Here is a 16,327-nt window from a genome sequence, read left to right on the forward strand (position 1 = left end):
GCGATGTTCGAATTCAGCAGCCTCGGATTGTCAATCAATCTGGCCATCTTCGCCGGAGCGGCGGTCGCCGTCTGGATGGCCGGTGTCAGGATCACCGGTTACGCCAGCGCGATCAGCGAGAAGACGGGTGCGGGTCAGGCCTTCATCGGCGTGGTGCTTCTGGGCGGGATTACCTCACTCCCGGAGGTCGCCGTCGGCGTCACCTCGTCGATCAGCGGTGATGCCAGCCTGGCCGTCAACAGCATTCTCGGCGGCATCGCCATGCAGGTGGCCATTCTTGCATTTGCCGACATGCTGATCGGCCGGCGGGCGCTGACATCGGTCATTCCCGATCCCGTCGTCATGTTGCAGGGCGGCTTCAAGATCCTCCTCCTGTCGATCGTTGCCGCAGCGGTCGTGGTCGGCGACATACCTTTCCTGTTTTCGGGTCTGTGGATGTGGCTGCTCGCGTCCGTGACAGTCCTGGCCCTATGGGTGCTGTCGCGCACGAAGCGCGACCGGCCCTGGGTCGCAAACGACAAGGACGTGACCCCGAGAAGGAAGAGGAAAGGGCAGGGCGGGAGGCTGAAGCCAACAGCTCGAGGTCGTTGCGTCAGATCGGCCTCGCGACCGCCGCCTGTGGCGCTGTCATCGTTGTCGCCGGCTATCTGCTTTCCCGTTCCGGCGACGCCATTGCAGACGCAACGGGCCTCGGCCAAAGCTTCGTCGGGGCGGTGCTCGTGGCGATCGCGACTTCGCTGCCGGAAGTGAGCACCGTGTTCAGCGCAACACGGGCCGGGCTCTACACCATGGCGATGTCGGATATCTTCGGCACGAACCTGATCGACATCTTCCTTCTCTTCATTGTCGACCTTGCCGGAGGAGCCGATGCCGTGATGAACAGCGCCGGACGCTTCGAGACTTTCGCCGCGATCATCGCAATCACCGTCACGGCGATCTTCTTCATCGGGTTGGTGGAGCGAAGAGACCGGACGATCTTCCGGATGGGCTATGATTCCTTCGCCGTCCTTTGTGTTTATCTCGCGGGACTAGTCGTCCTCTATTTCCTGCGCGACGGCAGCGGTGGAGGCGGATAATGGAGCTTCCCAATCCCGATCCAAGGCCTGAAGAGGAAGTTCGTGAGCTCGAGCGCATCTGGGCGACGCCCCGTGGCTTCCGGCTGGTGACGGCGGTCAACAATTCGGTCATCGGCCTTCTCTATCTCGGCGTCGCGTTCTTCTTCTTCCTGCTTGCCGGGGTGCTCGCGCTCATCATGCGGACCCAGCTCGCCGTCGGCGACAACCGCCTCGTCGACCAGGATCTCTACAATCAGATGTTCACGGTCCACGGCACGACGATGATGTTCCTGTTCGCCGTTCCGGCCGTGGAGGCACTCGGCGTCATGCTGTTGCCGCAGATGCTGGCAGCCCGCGACCTGCCGTTTCCGCGTCTCAGCGCCTTCGCCATATGGGCCTACGTGGTCGGCGGGCTGGTGTTCTTTTCGACGATCTTCTACGACCTCGCCCCAAGGGCGGCTGGTTCATGTATCCACCGCTGACGCTTATGGCATATTCGCCAGGCGACAATGCCGACTTCTGGCTGCTCGGTATCGGCTTCATCGAGATTTCCGCCATCGCAGGGGCGATCGAAATCGTCGTCGGAATAATGAGGACGCGGCCACCCGGAATGACGCTTGCACGGATGCCGATCTTTGCATGGACCATGCTTATCTTCGCTGGCATGATCATGTTTGCCTTTCCGGCCGTGATCCTCGCGACGATGATGCTGGAGATAGAGCGGGCGTTTGGATGGCCGTTCTTCACCGCGGCGCTCGGCGGCGATCCCTTGCTGTGGCAGCACCTCTTCTGGTTCTTCGGGCATCCGGAGGTCTATATCATCTTCCTTCCGGCCGCCGGTCTGGTCTCGATGATCGTCCCGACCATGGCTCGTACGCCGCTCGTCGGCTATCACCTCATCGTCGTCGCGCTGATCGGGACCGGCTTCTTCAGCTTCGGTCTGTGGGTCCACCACATGTTCACGACCGGTATCCCGGCACTCAGCCTTGCCTTCTTCTCCGCCGCCAGCATGGCTGTTGCCGTTCCCTCCGGCATCCAGGTCTTCTCCTGGATTGCGACGATCGCCGCCGGGCGGCAGCGGTTCCGCATCACGACGGCGTCGCTCTTCCTCCTCGGCTTCCTGTTCATCTTCACGCTCGGCGGGCTTACCGGCGTGATGGTGGCCATGGTGCCGTTCGACTATCAGGTCCACGACACCTATTTCGTGGTCGCGCACTTCCACTATGTGCTTGTCGGCGGGTTCGTCTTCCCGCTGTTTGCCGCCATCTACTACTGGACGCCGCTGTTCAGCCGGAAGATGCTCTCGGAGCGGCGTGGGCGCTGGGTCTTCTGGCTGATGTTCATCGGCTTCAATGTCGCCTTCGTGCCGATGCATCTTACAGGACTGAGGGGCATGCCGAGGCGCGTCTGGACCTATCCCTCGGTAATCGGGTGGGACATGCTGAACACGGTCTCGACCGTGGGCACATATGTGCTGGCCGCCGGCGTTCTTCTGTTTCTCTTCGATTTCGCCGCCAAATTCCGCCTCGGAAAAGGGGAGGTCGAGAATCCGTGGGGGCGGGCACGCTCGAATGGCTTCCCAACGACGTCTACTCCATGCGCAGCATCCCGCACGTCACCAGCCGGGAACCCCTCTGGGATCAGCCGGGCCTCTCGCAGGAAGTGCGCGGCGGACAACATTACCTTCCGAACGCGCCGACCGGCGGACGCGAGACGCTGGTAACCTCCCCGATCTACGCTCGGCCGCAATATGTCGTCCAGATGCCGGGCCCTGGATGGCCGCCCTTCCTCGCCGCCGTCTTCACGGCCGCCTTCTTCCTGTTGCTGACCGTCAAGCTCGTGACGATCGCTACTCTTTGCGGTGTGCTGGCCGTTGCCTTCTGCCTTGTCTGGGCATGGGGTCTCGATCCCGGACCGTCCAAAGGCGAAATCGAGATCGCGAAGGGCCTCCGGCTACCCACCTACATGACCGGGCCGGCCTCTCACTCGTGGTGGGCGATGGTCATCCTGATGCTGGTCGCGGGCTCACTCTATCTCGCCTACGTGTTTTCCTACCTTTTTCTCTGGGTCGTCTCGCCGAGGTCTGGGCGCCTGCCGGTTCGCCGCTCCCGCCATCAGGCTGGTGGTCGGTCTCAGAGGCTGCATTTCTGGTCACGGGTTCCGCGATCGTGTCGCTCGTCAGCCGCAAGCTCGACACGCTGTCCGCCTCGCGGGTTGCGACGACCACGGCGCTGCTTCTGTCGCTCATCTGTCTGACCGGTGCCCTCGTTCTTGAAATCACTGGCCATGTTTCGACGGGTCTGCGTCCTGGAGACAACGCCTATGCCGCCTCGGTCTATCTCGGAGCGGCGCTGTTCGGCCAGCTTGTGCTTGCCCTCGTAATCATGGGCTTGTTCACGCTCGCGCGGCATCTCGCCGGCAAGCTCGACGGACGGCGTCGCGTGACGTTCGACAACTACAGGCTTCTCTACCACTACGCCGTTGGCCAGTCGCTGCTTGGCCTTCTTCTCGTTCACGGCTTTCCACGGATGATCGGATGAAGGCCATGAAAGAACCCGTCGAGGAGATCTCCGTCACACGTGCCATGCTGATGATCCTGGCCGGGCCCATCCTGTGGGCGGGGCATTTCGCCTTCGCCTACGGAACGCACACGCTCGCCTGCGCATCTGCCATTTCGCCTCAAGCAGTCCCCTGGACGATCGGCATCGCCACACTTCTGGTGGTCGTGCTGCTTGCGGTGATCGTGTGGGAGCCGACGTTTCTGCGCCGCGCTGCCGCGGGCTGGCGCCGCGACCGCTTCCTGTCCAATCTCTCCCGGATGCTTGCCGTCCTGTCGATGACCGGCATTCTGTGGGCGGGCTGGGCGGCACTCGAAGTCGATGTGTGCGCGCAACTGCGTTAGCTCTGCTGCGATCACCAGCTCGCCCGCTCCGCAAACTGGCAAAATTGCCGACCCTCCCTGCAAGGGCGGTCTTGCAGTTCCCCGCCCGGGCACCGGTCCTTCTTCCGCAGGCCTTCGCTCACCGACTGCGGTGATCGTCGCGGTGTTGCTGGCACGGACCTCTCGCGCCGTGAGGCGAAGGAAAAGCTGCATCTCTCAGTGTTCGCTCGCTTCGACTGCCCAGACATGTCCCGACACAATGTATGTGGGGCCCTATTCACGATCACTGGCGGTGCGCCTGAGGTTCGGCATACGCGCTATCACCACTGTGCAGCATGCGGCCAAGATTGCTGATTATGCTGTTGCCGATGAACGTGGCCGCGATCCGCCTTCGATGAAGCGCCCCGGGTGCAACAATAGTCGGACACAGCCGATATGGGACGTGACAGGAGTTATATTGTAATAATACTATACGGCGATAGAAGGGCTCCGTTTGATCCTAAGCCCGACGTTTCCAACCGAAGCGACATCATCCCCGGATGGTGTTCCAGTCTCTGTCACGCCCCACGCCGGAGTTCCTGCATGAAAGCTCGTTCAAAGTTCGCTCTCGGCGTAGCCCTGATCGGGATGGTCGCCTTGGGCGGGTACCTTTTCCTGCAGAACCGACCTTTGAAGGTCGAGGTCGTCCAGCCGTCTGAAACCGTTCCGATCAGGGTTTTCGGTCTCGGAACGGTGGAAGCCAGAGTGCTGTCGAAGGTTGGTTTCGAGGTTCCGGGTACGTTGGTCGAGCTTCATGCGGACCACGGAGACACAGTCGCCAAGGGCGCCTTGCTGGCCAAGCTGAATTCGGCGGAACAGGAAGCGCGCGTCGCGCAGGCAAAAGCCACCCGCTTGGCCGCAGAGATGTATGTCCTGAAGGCCGAGGCGAACGTGTTGCGGGCGGAGGCGGTCTACGCGCAGCGACGAGATGACAGCGCCCGCAAGCAGTCTCTTGCAAGCCGCAATGCAACCACCCGGCAGGAAGCGGAGGAGGCGCTTCGCGACGAAAAGGTTGCCGCAGCGGATTTGTCGGTTGCAAGGAGCGAGGTCAATGTGTCGGAAGCGCAATTGACCGATGCCCAAGCCAAGCTGAGTTACGAAGAAACGATCCTGGACCAGCACGTCTTGCGTGCACCGTACGACGCGGTGGTGATCGACCGGCAGCGGGAAGTGGGAACGGTCATCGGCTCGGGCGAGGTAATCTTTACGCTCATCGAGCCGGGCAGCATCTGGACCCTCGCCTATGTCGATGAAGAACAGGCCGGCCCGCTCGAGGTCGGACAGCCGGCGGAAATCCGCCTTCGGTCGCTTCCGAACATGGTCATAAAAGGACGTATCGCTCGGATCGGCCTCGAAAGCGACCGCGCTAACGAGGAGCGCAAGGTTTGGATCGTCTGTGAAGACTGTCCAACGCAACCATATCTCGGAGAGCAGGCAGAAGTCTGGATCACCGTGAAAACACTGTCGAAATCCTTGATGGTGCCACAGAACGCCATCTACGAGTTCGATGGCGCGTCTGGCAAAGCCTGGGTGATTGAGGACGGTGTGTTGCGGAAAGAGGTCCTGTCGTTCGGCGCTCGCTCCGAGGACGCACGTTACGAGGTGACCGGCGGCCTGCCTGAGGGTGCCTCTATCGTCACCTCGCGAGGGCCCGGCCTGAAGGACGGGCGGTCCGCATCAGCATTGCCGGGCAAGCCATGAACCTTGCTTACCGCGACGTCCGACACAATTTCTTCCGCTTCGTGCTGACCTGCCTTGGACTGAGCCTCCTCATGGCCGTGGTTCTCGCCATGATGGGGATTTACAACGGCGCGGTGATCGATGCGTTGACCATTGCCCGGGCGCCCAAGGTCGACGTATGGGTCGTCGAAGCTGGAACCAAAGGTCCCTTTGCCGAATCCTCTCGCATTCCCGGCTCAACGCGCGAGGCGGTTGCCCGTCTTCAGGGTGTGGCGGATGCAGGCAGCGTCACCTATCAGAATGCCGACGGCGAGTATAACGGCACATCCCGCCGTCTCTACATCATAGGCTACGAGCCCTCACGTCTTGGGGGCCACAGGATCTCACCGCCGGCCGGCCGATCACACGGACACATTTCGAAATGATCGCCGATACCCGTACAGGCCTGTTACTCGGTGACAGGGTTCGCCTGGGACGCAACCATTTTCAGGTGGTTGGCCTTGTGCACAATCACGTTAATTCGGGTGGCGATCCCGCTGTCTACATTTCTCTGCTCGACGCCCAGACCCTGCAATTCGAGATCGATCCGGCCGCGGTGCGCGTCAAACGCGCCAAAGGCGAGGTCAGTGAAAGCCAGGACACCGTGAATGCCGTAATTGCCCGACTTCATCCCGGAGCCGACCCGGAACAGGTCACGGCGTCCGTCCGGCGATGGAAGCATCTGTCCGGCATGACGCAGGTCCAGGAGGAAACCCTCCTCACACGGTCGGTCATCGAACGGCAACGCCGCCAGCTCGGCCTCTTTATGGCTATCCTCATGGCTGTGTCGGCGGTGGTGATCGCGCTGATCATCTACATGATGACCATCGAAAAGCTGAAGCAGATCGCCACCCTGAAACTCATAGGCGCCCCCGACCGCACCATCGTGTGGCTGATCGTGCAACAATCGCTCGCGCTCGGTGTCACCGGCTGGTTCTTCGGCCTCGGCATGTTGTCCATGGTCAAGGATTTCTTCCCCAGACGCGTGGTTCTCGATGTCCCGGACGCCCTTGTCATGGGCGGTATCATCGCTTTTGTCTGCGTCATTGCCAGTGGTCTCGGAATCCGCGCCGCGCTCAAGGCCGATCCGGCCACAGCCTTGGGAGGCTAGGACGATGCAGGAAGAACAACGGGACGTCCTCGTCGAGGTCAACAATGTTTCGAAACATTTCGGGGAAGGCCAGGCCCGCGTCGATGCGCTGCGGAATGTCAGTCTAAAGATTTGTTCCGGCGAGGTCGTCGCCCTTCTCGGACCCTCCGGCTCGGGAAAGACCACGCTGCTCAATGCGATCGGCTGCATAATGGAGCCGACAAGCGGGCGGATCAGCCTGGATGGCGATGTGGTCTTCGACGGCCGCTGGTTGAAGGACGACCTGAGACGGCTTCGGCTCGACAAGATCGGCTTCATCTTCCAGTTCCACAATCTCCTTCCCTTTCTCAATGCGGTTGACAATGTCGCGCTGGTGCTGGAACTGGCCGGCCGTGACCCAGCCGACGCACAACGCGAGGCGGCGCGCCTGCTCGACTATCTCGAGGTCGGGCATCGTCGCGACGCGATGCCGGCGAAGCTCTCGGGCGGGGAGGCGCAACGCGTGGCGATTGCACGCGCTCTCGCCAACCAGCCGCGCATCATTTTGGCCGACGAGCCGACGGCTGCACTCGATTCCAAGCGCGCCGGCATCGTCATGGATCTCTTGCGCAAGCTCGCCGTGGACAACGACGCCTGCATTATCGCAGTGACCCATGATGAGAAGATCTTTGACCGTTTCGACCGTATCTTCTCGCTAAGGGATGGCGAGTTGATCCAGGATTGATTCGCACCGGATCTCGCCCGACCCGGATGCTCTAAGCACATCGGCCATGCCGACCTCCGCCCCTTGCAACAGCCTTCGGATGCCGAGCACGGTCGCATCCTTGTCGGGTGGATTTCCTGCGTCGTGATGCCCGCGCAAGGACGGGCGGACGCTACCGGTCGGACAGCTCCGGCTTGCGGGCAACGATATATGGGTTCTGCCTGTACTTGCCAAATATGCGCTCGTCAGCGATCTCGAAGCCAGCATTGAGAACGGCCTGCCGAAGCTGGGGAACGGTTAGCGATGTCGCCACGGGAAACTTCCCGACGGCACGGAGCAAGGTAAACAGGGCACGCAGCTTCAATCCCACATCGGCGAAGCACCAGGTCTTCGTGATCAGCAGACCACCAGGCTTCAGATTGGTGAAGATCCGATCCAGCGTGGCTGGCGGATCATCCACCAGGTGCAACAGGTTGAATGCACATATCGCATCGAATGGTCCGTCGTCGAAAGCATGTCGGGCGTCGGCGACGATAAAGTTCACGTTTTCGCCCCCGGGCTTGGCTCGGGCGATCTCGATCATTTCCGAAGAGAAGTCCGTCGCCGACCAGTGGGCGACGCCGTCTGACAGCCGGATTGCGGTTCCCCCAGTCCCACAGCCGAGCTCAAGAACCCGGTCCGAGGGTTTGAGACGCAATGCGACGTCGGCCAGCATAGCCTCGTATGCTGCAACATCCTTGATTGGCCGGGCCGCGTAACGCCCGGCAATCCCGTTCCAGAACTTCTGCTGCTTGGAGTTTGTCATTCTGCGCCTATCATCAGAGGGGGGAGGCTGCGATGCTGTTCTTGTACAGCACGTAGAATGCCACGACGATGATGAGCACGGCAAAGATGCGGTTGAGCAGGTTCCGTTTGGTCGCAAGGCGGGTGGCGAGCAACATGCCACCAAGGCCACCGATCACGCCGCCGCTGATGAACTGGGCCGCGACCGTCCAGTCGACGAGGCCCGAGACGGCATAGTTGAGGGCGGTCGCAAGTCCGAAGGTGCCAACTGCGAGCAGTGATGAACCGACGGCGCTGATCATCGGCATGCTGGTCGAAAGCATCAGGCCCGGCACGATCAGGAAACCGCCGCCTATGCCGAAGAAGCCGGAGGCGGCTCCCGCGCCGAGCGCAACGGCAGCAGTCTTCCAGCAGGTCATCCGATCCGTCTTGACGATGTCCGAGGCGACCGTGGCCCGCGGCCGCAGCATGAGGGCCGCAACGATCAGCATCAACAGGCCAAACAGGAATAGCAGGCCCCGCCCGTCGAATGCCTTTCCGAGACTCGAGCCCGCGAGCGCTCCGATCGTGCCTGTCGTGGCAAAGACCGTCGCGCAGCGCCACCAGACATGCCCTTTGCGGGCATGGCCGATGAGATTGGCATAGGCATTGATCGACACCGCAAGAGCACCTGTGCCGATCGCCACATGCGGCTGAGAAACGCCGACGACATAGAGCAGCAGCGGCGTGGCGAGGATGGAGCCCCCGCCACCGATCAAGCCGAGGGTGAAGCCGACCAGGCTGCCGGAGGCGATGGCCGCCAGGCTCTGGGAAATGACATCGGTCATTCCCAGGCTGCTCCGGACAAGGCGTCGAGCGGTATCTTCAGATAGCGTCTGCCATTGGCTTCCGGTTCCGGCAAGCGTCCGCCGCGCGTGTTGACCTGCAACGCATGGAGGATGAGCTTCGGCATGGGAAGGGTTTTGTCACGCCTGTTGCGTAGTTCGACGAAGGTCGCTTCGTCCTTGCCGGCGATATGCGGGTTCTTGCGCTTCTGTTCGCCGACCGTGCTTTCCCACAGCGGTTTACGCCCCCCTGGCTGATAGTCGTGGCCGGTGAAGATCCGGGTCTCGTCGGGCAGGGACAGGATTTCCTGGATGGATGCCCAAAGCCGTTTGGCGCTGCCGCCGGGAAAGTCGGCGCGAGCAGTGCCACTGTCCGGCATGAACAGGGTGTCATGCACGAAGGCCGCGTCGCCGATCACATAGGTGATCGAAGCCAAGGTGTGGCCCGGCGAAAAGAGCACTCGTCCCTGCAATTCACCGATCGAGAAGCTGTCGCCGGCGGAAAATAGCCGGTCCCACTGCGAGCCATCGGCCGGAAAATCGGGCCAGTTGTAAATGCCTTTCCAGAGCTCCTGAACATCGACGACATGCGCGCCGATTGCCGTTGGGGCGCCGGTCTTGTCCTTGAGATAATGGACAGCGGAAAAGTGATCGGCATGCGGATGGGTGTCGAGGATCCATTCCACCGTCAGACCAGTTTCGGCGACATAGTCGAGTAGCGCATCGGCATTGTGTGTCGCCGTCGCGCCGGACTTCTCATCAAAGTCGAGTACCGGATCGATGATCGCGCACCTGCCGGTCGCGGGGTCGCTGACGACATATTGGACGCTGAATGTGCGCTTGTCGAAGAAGCCCTTCACATCAGGCTTTGCGGTCATACTTGGTTCCTTCCTCATCTGGGGTGCTTCTGTCTTGCTCCATCCGGCATGCGGCGTTCGCCTCCTGCACGCCGGCAAACGGCACGGCGACTGATCGGCCCCCGGTCGCTCAAACCTCCGAGTGCGCTGCGTCTGGGCGTTGGGGTGGTCTCGGCGCAACTTGCGGGAGGGTCCTTGTTTTGGCCCACGTTCGGGCCAGCGCGTTTCTCTCCTGGTCACAAATAGATATGGTTTCATATATGTCTTGTAGAAACGAATAGAAGTGGTCGCTTGTCATCGACAAGTGCGCCTCCATGAAGCCAGCATCGAATCTCCGACACCTCCGCGACTCCGTGGCGCTTGAGGAGCAGCTCAACTTCGGTCGGGCAGCAGAAGCCTGTTTTGTGTCCTGACCTGCGTTGAGTGCCGGGAGCTCGAGGGACTGGTTGTCGGCCAACTCGCAGACAGGACGAAGTGCCAGGAGACGTTGCGCCCCGGTCTCCAGGTCGGTGTTAGGGCGCGGGCGCGTCCCCAGGTCAGTGACGAACTTGTGGATCGCGGACCGGAATCCGATATTTCACCCGCTTCGATGCCGTCGATCTGGAGGAGGAACAGGCCTGTCTGAAGGCGGATTTGCCGGCCAGAACCCATTGATGCCTGAGGGTCTGGCTTGCTGCTCCGCACCATTCGTCAACCAGGCGGGCGCTGAACCTTGGCTATGCTCTCACCATCTGTCTTCGCAGGTCCATGGTCGCAAACGGGCGTCCGTTGCATACGATGCCGGCAGCAAGGTCAGCTCATGACTGTGCGCACCGCGCCAGCTGTTCAAGGGCAACACGGCAGCCAGGCCGTCATTGCCCTCGACCGGATCGGACAGGGGCATCTTGTCGATGGATGCACGCCAGGCCCCCGCCGCATCGCGATTGCATTGCGTAGCCGGCAGGTGTCGACAAGGAAGCAGGGGCCAGTCGGGCTGAAACACTCTGCGGAGGGAGATTGGCGTCGAAAAATCCGAAAGACGGAGCTCCGATGTTGAAATGCAAGAGGGATGCACGCCGGCAATGTCGCCCTTGCGCACGGTAATATGCGCATTGGTGGCGCAGAACGTCAGGGTCCTGATTGCCAGATCGGTCTGGGTGGCGAGTGTCGCATAATCCCAATTCCCGATCGACTGGCATCCTCGACTGGCCATCCAATTACGGCAGCGACAATTTGGAATTTGATCAAAATCATTTGCGGGCCTAGGCTCGACCAGAACCCCGCAAGCCAGACATCTCTTCAGGCGCCCCTTGTCCAAGACCAAGATGACCGAAAGCGACCCCGGCCGCCGGAAGCTCACGCAGATCGCCTACGGCGATCGCAATGCCATCACGATGGCCAGCAGTCTGTCTGTCCTGGCGGCTATGCTCTGGCTGCCGCAGGCCTGGCTGGTGAGCCGGTTCCTGGCGGCATTGGCCGAGGCAAGAACGCCGGCACCCGGCGCACTCGTCACGGTGATCATCTTCATCACTCTCGGTGCCCTGCGTCATCTCCTCGACGTTCTGGCAGGGCGGCGCGCCTTCCTGATCGGGCAACGGCTCATCGAGCGGGAGCGGACCGCGCTCGTCGAAGAAGAGAGCCTCGCTTCACCTCTCGCGCACTCCGGCCACACCTCCGCGGCCCTTGCCACCCTGCTTGCCGGCAAGCTCGACGCTCTTCTGCCGTGGGCGAGCCGCTACCGGCTCGCCGCCACCAGGGTCGCCATCGTACCGGGCATTATTCTCCTCGTCGTCGCGTCAATGTCCTGGCTCGCCGCCATAGTGCTTCTCGTTGCCGGGCCGCTGATCCCGGTGTTCATGGCGCTCATCGGACTTGCGGCAAGGCAGGCGAGCGAGAAGCACATGGCTGAGACCGGCACCCTCAATTCGACACTCCTCGAATGGCTGAACGCGGCAGCCGATATCCGCCTGCTGAACGCCGAGGCACTGACCATCGACCGTTTCCGTCAGTCGGCCGAAGCCCTGCGGGCGAGGACGATGGAGGTGCTTAGGATCGCCTTCCTGTCCTCGACCGTGCTGGAGCTCTTCTCGGCGATCGGTATCGCACTCGTCGCAGTCTATGTGGGCTTCGCGCTCCTCGGGATATTCTCCTTCGGCGCCTATGGAACGCCGCTTTCCGTGCTGGAGGGCATCTTCATCCTCTTGCTTGCTCCCGACTTCTTCCAGCCGCTGCGCGATCTCGCAGCCGCCTGGCATGACAAGGCCGCCGCGCTTGCCGTTGCGGGCGAACTTGCCGAACGGGATTGCCGGCCCGTACCGCGCATCCTTGGGCGCGGGGCGAAAGCCGGCGCTCTCTCTGCAGGCGCCCTGACGATCGCAACCAGGGGGCTCCGCTACGAGGCAGGCGGCCGGGAAATCGCCTTTCCCGATATCGTAATCATGCCGGGCGAGAGGGTGGCAATCTGTGGCCCGAGCGGGGTAGGCAAGACGACTCTCATCGGCCTGCTTTGTGGGCTTGCGCGACCTTCGGCGGGCCGGGTCGAGATCGGCGGGCGGCCGCTCGATGACCATAGCGCAGACGCTTGGAGATCGATGATCGGCTTCGTTGGCCAGCATCCGCACATGCTCAATGCCAGCCTGCGCGCCAACATCGCTCTTGCCAGTGAGCGGTTCAACCAAGCCCGGCTCGACGCGTCGCTCGCCGCCGCGTCCGCCGACGGCGTGGTGGTCGCCCTCCCTCGGGGTATTGACACCCGCCTCGGTGAAAACGGCGGTGGTGTTTCGGGCGGCGAGGCCCGCCGTCTGACGATAGCGCGTGCCATCTATGCGGATGCAAAGGTCGTCTTCGCCGACGAGCCGACGGCGGATCTCGATCCCGCGACAGCCGCCAAGGTGGTGGAGGCGCTGGAGGTTCTCGGCCGGCAGGGCGCGACACTGGTGGTCGCAACCCACGACCCGCGCCTCGTTGCCCGTTTCGACCGCGCCATCGTTCTGGAGGCCCTGCCATGACGGCGCTGTTCAGCGTCTTCCGACGCGTCTGGCGGAGACGGATCGGCGCATTGATCGTTGGCATCTTGCTCTCGGTTTCGGTTCTCGTAGCCGGGCTCGGCCTGCTCGGCCTCTCTGGCTGGTTCATCACCGCGGCGGGAATGGCCGGGCTCGCCGGCGCCGGAATGACCTTCGATGTTTTCCGGCCGAGTGCCGGCGTTCGCTTTCTCGCGCTTGGACGCGCGGTCGCGCGTTACGGGGAGCGGCTTGCGACGCATGATGCCACGCTCAAGGGTCTCGCCGACCTGCGCGTAGACCTGCTGGCGGCGATCCTGAGAAAGCCGGTCACTCTTCTGTCACGTCTGCGCGGCTCCGAGAGGCTCAATCGCCTGACCATCGACGTCGATGCCCTCGACGGTCTCGCTTTGCGGCTGGTCATCCCGGGGTTGACCGCGGTCTCCGTGCTCGCCGCGGCAGTCTTCCTGCTCGCCTGGCTCGTCCTGCCGGAGATTGCTGCACTCGAGATCGGCAGCTATCTCCTCGGACTTGGCGCTGCGCTCCTTCTGGCGGCGCGCGCATCGCAAAAACCGTCCCGGCTCGGGCAAAGGGCGGCACAGGCACTGCGTATGCGTTTCATCGACATGATGCGTGGCCGCACCGAACTTGCAGTAAGCGGCCGCCTCGAGGATTACCGCCAATCCGTGCTCGACGCCCACCGGCGGATGCAGCAGGCGCAGGCGCGGGTCGATCTCGTGGACCGGATGTCGACGCTGGTTATCGGCCTCGCGGGAAGTGTTGCGGCCGGCGGTGCGCTGCTGGTCGGTGGACTTGCGGCGAGCGAGGGGCGCATCGATCCGGCGAGCGCTGCGCTCGGCTTCTTCATGGCGCTCGCGCTAGTGGAGACTGCTGCCCCGCTTGCGCGTGGCATCGCCGAACTCGGCAAGATGACGGATGCGGCGCGGCGGGTCGAAACCCAGTTCGCCGACGAGCCCGCCACAGCATCGCGTCAAACGGGATCTCTGCCCCCGCCTGCAGCGTGGGGTCGATGCTGTCAGGCCGAGACTTGAGTTACCTCCGGGGGACCCGCACGCTTTTCGAGGGCCTGGATTTTGACGTCGGCGCCGGTGAGACGCTTGCGCTCGTCGGCGAAAGCGGCGCGGGCAAGACCACCCTGCTCAACATCGTTCGGGGACTGGAAGCCCCCACACGAGGCGGCGTCTGGCTGCAACGGCGGGCAATCGCAGGTCTCCCGGAGGCGGAGCGTGCCGCATTGATCGGCTACCTGCCGCAGCGCGCCACGCTCGTCCGCGGGACGATTGCCGACAATCTGCGCCTTGCAGCCCCGACGGCCGACGACGACATGCTCTGGGAGAGCTTGCGGATCGCCTGCCTCGACGAGGTGGTCGCCGCAAAGGGCGGCCTCGCGCATCCTCTGGGCGAGGGCGGGCAAGGTCTGTCGGGCGGCGAACGGCGAAGGCTGGCGCTCGCCCGCATGCTGTTGCGCCAACCCTCCGTCATGCTTCTCGACGAGCCGACCGAAGGACTGGACGTAGAGACCGCCCGCGCGGTCCTCGTGCGGGTGCGTTCGGCGTTCCGCCAGGCCGCGATCGTCATCGCCGCCCATCGCGCCGAGGAGCGTGCATGGGCTGATCGCGCGCTCGAAATCCGCGCCCCATAGCCCGCGCGGCCGGGGTTCTCGGGTGGATAAACGACCTTGATCCACCTCATGGACGAGACCCGGGTCATGGATATGATGAACCCTATCCTTCCAAGCTCATCACCGAAGACCAACCGAGAGCAAGATCATGGAAATCGACGTCGTCGAGCTGTCACGCCTGCAATTTGCAATGACGGCAATGTACCACTTTCTCTTCGTACCCCTCACACTCGGCCTCTCCATCATTATCGCGATCATGGAAACGGTCTATGTCATGACGGACCGTCCGATCTGGCGGCAGATGACAAAGTTCTGGGGCACGCTGTTCGGCATCAACTTCGTGCTGGGAGTCTCCACCGGCATTACCATGGAATTCCAGTTCGGCATGAACTGGAGCTATTACAGCCATTATGTCGGCGACATCTTTGGCGCGCCGCTCGCAGTCGAGGGGCTGATGGCCTTCTTCCTCGAAGCGACCTTCGTCGGCCTGTTCTTCTTCGGCTGGGACAAGCTCTCCAAGCGCGCCCACCTGGTCGTTGCCTGGCTCGTGGCGATCGGCTCGAACCTGTCGGCTCTCTGGATTCTCATCGCCAACGGCTGGATGCAGAACCCGGTCGGGGCCGAGTTCAATCCGATGTCGATGCGCATGGAAATGACATCGTTCTTCGACGTCGTCTTCAACCAAGTCGCGCAGGCGAAATTTGTCCATACGGTTTCGGCTGGCTACGTCACCGCCTCCGTGTTCGTGCTCGGCGTCTCCGCATGGTACCTGTTGAAGGGGCGCCACACGGAGCTTGCGCGACGGTCGATTGCCGTTGCGGCCTCCTTCGGCCTTGCCTCTGCGCTTTCCGTCGTCGTCCTCGGCGACGAATCCGGCTATTCGGTCACCCATGACCAGAAGATGAAGCTCGCCGCCATCGAAGGCATGTGGGAAACCCAGCCGGCGCCTGCATCCTTCACGCTGATCGGCATTCCCGATCAGGAAGCACGCGAGACCCACTATGCCCTCCACATCCCCTATGTGATGGGCCTGATCGGAACGCGTTCGCTGACCGGTGAAATCCCCGGCATCTCCGATCTTGTGCAGCAGGCGGAAGATCGGATCCGCTCGGGTCAGATCGCCTATGATGCACTGATGACCTACCGGGCCAACAAGGGCGTGGTGTCGGACGAGGTCCGCGCGGCGTTTGAAGAACACAGCAAGGATCTCGGCTTCGCCCTGCTCTTGAAGCGTTACATCGACGACCCCCGCCAGGCGAGCGAAGACCAGATCAAGATGGCGGCGAACGACACCGTCCCGACGGTCTGGCCGCTTTTCTGGGCCTTCCGCCTGATGGTGGCCCTCGGCTTCTCCTTCATTGCGGTCATGGCGTGGTTCTTCTGGATGGCGTCCTTCCGCCGGATGCAGTTCCCGCGTATCGCCCTGTGGCTCGCCGTCATCATCATCCCGACGCCGTGGATTGCCGCGGAACTCGGATGGTTCGTCGCCGAGTTCGGTCGCCAGCCCTGGACCGTCGACGGCGTGCTGCCGACGGCGCTCTCCGCCTCGCATCTCTCCGTGACCGAGCTTTCGATCACGCTCGCCGGCTTCGTGCTCTTCTACACTGTACTCTTCGTCATCGAGATGGGCCTGATGCTGAAATACATCCGTAAGGGTCCATACCTCGACGTGCCGGAAACCGATCAGTGGCAGCAACGACATCGCGAGCGGCTGACAAGCCCGTCTGCTCTCACCCAACCTGCGGAGTAAGAC

The 16,327-nt window shown here is 62.5% G+C and carries 11 protein-coding genes and 3 pseudogenes; 11 read left to right on the forward strand and 3 right to left on the reverse strand.

Annotated features, from left to right (window positions below):
• Nucleotides 1–3 precede the first annotated feature (3 nt).
• The 7 genes and pseudogenes from H4I97_RS21270 (at nucleotide 4) to H4I97_RS21295 (ending at nucleotide 7,508) form a co-directional block, all read left to right on the forward strand.
• Nucleotides 4–1,076 (forward strand): annotated as a pseudogene (locus H4I97_RS21270) (sodium:calcium antiporter).
• Nucleotides 1,076–3,595: pseudogene (ctaD, locus tag H4I97_RS21275) on the forward strand (cytochrome c oxidase subunit I). The pseudogenes H4I97_RS21270 and ctaD overlap by 1 nt, the downstream one beginning before the upstream one ends.
• Before the next feature lie 5 nt (nucleotides 3,596–3,600).
• The gene (locus tag H4I97_RS21280) at nucleotides 3,601–3,957 is read left to right on the forward strand and encodes a hypothetical protein (RefSeq protein WP_182307732.1); all 357 of its coding nucleotides are present in this window, start codon (nucleotides 3,601–3,603) and stop codon (nucleotides 3,955–3,957) included.
• A gap of 561 nt (nucleotides 3,958–4,518) precedes the next feature.
• Nucleotides 4,519–5,676 (forward strand): efflux RND transporter periplasmic adaptor subunit, encoded by a 1,158-nt coding sequence (locus H4I97_RS21285; RefSeq protein WP_182307733.1) that lies wholly within the window; start codon nucleotides 4,519–4,521, stop codon nucleotides 5,674–5,676.
• Complete coding sequence (locus H4I97_RS24875) at nucleotides 5,673–6,080, forward strand: ABC transporter permease (protein ID WP_342344140.1); 408 nt, start codon at nucleotides 5,673–5,675, stop codon at nucleotides 6,078–6,080. The genes H4I97_RS21285 and H4I97_RS24875 overlap by 4 nt, the downstream gene beginning before the upstream one ends.
• Nucleotides 6,077–6,805: an ABC transporter permease gene (locus H4I97_RS24880; protein WP_342344141.1), complete on the forward strand. Its 729-nt coding sequence runs from the start codon at nucleotides 6,077–6,079 to the stop codon at nucleotides 6,803–6,805. The genes H4I97_RS24875 and H4I97_RS24880 overlap by 4 nt, the downstream gene beginning before the upstream one ends.
• Nucleotides 6,806–6,809: 4 nt before the next feature.
• Nucleotides 6,810–7,508 carry an ABC transporter ATP-binding protein gene (locus H4I97_RS21295; RefSeq protein ID WP_182307734.1) on the forward strand — a complete coding sequence of 233 codons (699 nt, stop codon included), beginning with the start codon at nucleotides 6,810–6,812 and terminating at the stop codon, nucleotides 7,506–7,508.
• A gap of 151 nt (nucleotides 7,509–7,659) precedes the next feature.
• On the opposite strand, the gene H4I97_RS21300 is transcribed toward H4I97_RS21295, so the two are convergent.
• The 3 genes and pseudogenes from H4I97_RS21300 to H4I97_RS21310 form a co-directional block, all read right to left on the reverse strand.
• Nucleotides 7,660–8,292, reverse strand: coding sequence for a class I SAM-dependent methyltransferase (locus H4I97_RS21300; RefSeq protein ID WP_182307735.1), 633 nt, complete (start codon nucleotides 8,290–8,292; stop codon nucleotides 7,660–7,662).
• A 13-nt stretch (nucleotides 8,293–8,305) separates the two neighbouring features.
• Nucleotides 8,306–9,097: a sulfite exporter TauE/SafE family protein gene (locus H4I97_RS21305; protein ID WP_182307736.1), complete on the reverse strand. Its 792-nt coding sequence runs from the start codon at nucleotides 9,095–9,097 to the stop codon at nucleotides 8,306–8,308.
• A pseudogene (locus H4I97_RS21310) lies at nucleotides 9,094–9,960 on the reverse strand (MBL fold metallo-hydrolase); the annotation flags it as partial. The pseudogene H4I97_RS21310 and the gene H4I97_RS21305, both read right to left, overlap by 4 nt.
• Before the next feature lie 1,295 nt (nucleotides 9,961–11,255).
• Between H4I97_RS21310 and cydD the strand changes: the two are divergent.
• The 4 genes from cydD (at nucleotide 11,256) to H4I97_RS21330 (ending at nucleotide 16,324) form a co-directional block, all read left to right on the forward strand.
• A complete protein-coding gene (gene cydD / locus H4I97_RS21315) occupies nucleotides 11,256–12,938 on the forward strand; it encodes a thiol reductant ABC exporter subunit CydD (RefSeq protein WP_244658816.1) in 1,683 nt (560 codons plus the stop codon).
• On the forward strand, nucleotides 12,935–13,984 hold the full coding sequence (locus H4I97_RS21320) for an ABC transporter transmembrane domain-containing protein (protein ID WP_182307737.1): 1,050 nt from the start codon (nucleotides 12,935–12,937) through the stop codon (nucleotides 13,982–13,984). Before cydD ends, H4I97_RS21320 begins: the two co-directional genes overlap by 4 nt.
• Nucleotides 13,981–14,595, forward strand: a complete 615-nt coding sequence (locus H4I97_RS21325; RefSeq protein WP_182307738.1) for an ATP-binding cassette domain-containing protein — start codon at nucleotides 13,981–13,983, stop codon at nucleotides 14,593–14,595. Before H4I97_RS21320 ends, H4I97_RS21325 begins: the two co-directional genes overlap by 4 nt.
• Before the next feature lie 127 nt (nucleotides 14,596–14,722).
• Nucleotides 14,723–16,324, forward strand: a complete 1,602-nt coding sequence (locus H4I97_RS21330) for a cytochrome ubiquinol oxidase subunit I (protein WP_182307739.1) — start codon at nucleotides 14,723–14,725, stop codon at nucleotides 16,322–16,324.
• The last annotated feature ends 3 nt before the right edge of the window (nucleotides 16,325–16,327 follow it).

It is taken from the genome of Ciceribacter thiooxidans, from assembly GCF_014126615.1.
Lineage (GTDB): Bacteria > Pseudomonadota > Alphaproteobacteria > Rhizobiales > Rhizobiaceae > Allorhizobium > Allorhizobium thiooxidans.